Origin of the sequence: Deinococcus pimensis DSM 21231 (assembly GCF_000519345.1) — a bacterium.
GTDB lineage: Bacteria > Deinococcota > Deinococci > Deinococcales > Deinococcaceae > Deinococcus_A > Deinococcus_A pimensis.
In genome coordinates this window covers 116,566-118,265 of the sequence record NZ_KI912657.1, presented here as the reverse complement: position 1 = coordinate 118,265, position 1,700 = coordinate 116,566, and the positions used below count along the sequence as shown (strand labels likewise).

Below are 1,700 nucleotides of genomic sequence, written 5' to 3'. Positions count from 1 at the left end.
GGGCCAGCAGGTCCAGCGGGTCCGGCGCGGCCTCGACGGCCGAGGAGTCCTCGTCCGCCGCCCCGGGAGCCGAGGGGACCTCCGCGAGCATCGCGCCCGAGGGCAGGTCCATGAAGCCCGCCCTGACGCCGCGCTCCTTCGCCCAGCGGAGCGCCACGTACTCCGGGCTGAACGCCGCGAAGGGGTACATCACCGAGCGGCCCTCCTCGCCCGGCACGTACGCGAGGAGCGCCACGGGCGGGACGAGGTCCTCGTGCGTGACGAAGGCCGTGAGGTCGTCGGCGTCCACGGGTCCCTCCACCAGCACGTGGTCGGGCCGCAGGGCCTCCAGAGCCTGCAGGAGGCTGCGCGCCGAGCCCGGGCCGTGATGCCGGATCCCGAGGACCGTCACGCGGGCCGCGTCCGACATCAGCTCACCTCGCGGCAGGCGTCGTAGAACTCACCCCAGCCCGCGCGGCGCTTCACGGCCGTCTCGAGGTACTCGCGCCACACCAGCGGGTCCTGCGTGGGGTCCTTCACGACGGCCCCGACGAGGCTCGCCGCGACGTCCCCGGCGCTGGGCGTGCCGTCCCCGAAGTGCGCGGCGAGCGTGAGGCTCTGGTTCATCACGCTGATCGCCTCCGCGGTGCTGAGGGTGCCGCTCGGCGTCTTGAGGGTGGTCTTCCCGTCGAGGGTGACGCCCGCGCGCAGCTCACGGAAGACGGTGACGACGCGGCGCACCTCCTCGTGGGCGGGCGGCACCTCGGGCAGGCCGAGCGCGCGCCCGAGCTGCGCGACGCGCTGCGTGACGATGCCGATCTCCTCGTCGAGGGTGGCGGGCGTCGGCAGGACCACCGTGTTGAAGCGCCGCTTGAGGGCGCTGGAGAGCTCGTTGACGCCCTTGTCGCGGTTGTTCGCGGTGGCGATGAGGTTGAAGCCGCGCGTCGCCTGCACCTCCGAGCGCAGTTCCGGCACGGGCAGCGTCTTCTCCGAGAGGATCGTGATGAGCGTGTCCTGCACGTCGCTGGGAATGCGGGTGAGCTCCTCGACACGGGCGATGCGGCCCTCGCGCATCGCGTGCATGACGGGGCTCTCCACGAGGGCGGCCTCGCTGGGTCCCTCCGCGAGGAGGCGCGCGTAGTTCCAGCCGTAGCGTACGGCCTCCTCGGACGTTCCGGCGGTGCCCTGCACGAGCAGGGTGCTGTCGCCGCTCACGGCGGCCGCGAGGTGCTCGCTGACCCAGCTCTTGGCGGTGCCGGGCACGCCGAGCAGCAGCAGGGCCCGGTCCGTCGCGAGGGTGGCCACGGCGACCTCCATGAGGCGGCGGTCGCCGACGTACTTCGGCGTGACGACCGTGCCGTCGGGGAGGGTGCCCCCGACGAGGTACGTCACGACGGCGCGCGGGCTGAGGTTCCAGCGCGGCGGGCGGGGGTGCGCGTCGTGCGCGGCGAGGGCGGCGAGTTCGTGCGCGTAGGCCTGCTCGGCGTGCTGTCTCAGGACGTTCGTGGGCTGGGTCATTCGGTGCTCCTCTTGGAGAACGCGAGCCGGAGCTCGCGGCGGAGGCGGAGGGTGTGCGTGAGGGCCGCCCAGGCCCCGTGCGCGTCGTCGTCGGCGGTCGCCGGGAGTTCGGGGAGCGGCGTGTCGGGGTCGAGGCGGTACGCGGCCTCGCTCGTCTGCGCGGTCCACGGCCAGCGAAGGCCGCGCGCGCCCTCGGGTCCGGA

Annotated in this window: 3 protein-coding genes; all 3 read right to left on the bottom strand. The window is 74.0% G+C overall.

Annotated elements, in window-relative coordinates; all coding sequences use genetic code 11:
* The coding region (locus DEIPI_RS0116805; RefSeq protein ID WP_027482531.1) for a DUF5682 family protein at window positions 1-409 on the bottom strand (409 nt) is incomplete at its 3' end.
* Window positions 409-1,497, bottom strand: coding sequence for an ATP-binding protein (locus tag DEIPI_RS40135; RefSeq protein WP_027482530.1), 1,089 nt, complete (start codon window positions 1,495-1,497; stop codon window positions 409-411). The genes DEIPI_RS40135 and DEIPI_RS0116805, both read right to left, overlap by 1 nt.
* Window positions 1,494-1,700: hypothetical protein (locus DEIPI_RS40130; RefSeq protein ID WP_027482529.1), on the bottom strand; the 207-nt coding region annotated here is incomplete at its 5' end. The genes DEIPI_RS40135 and DEIPI_RS40130, both read right to left, overlap by 4 nt.

Bases quoted from the DNA above. Each gene is read 5' to 3' on its own strand.
- DEIPI_RS40135 (WP_027482530.1), bottom strand. From the start codon at position 1,497: ATGACCCAGCCCACGAACGTCCTGAGACAGCACGCCGAGCAGGCCTAC.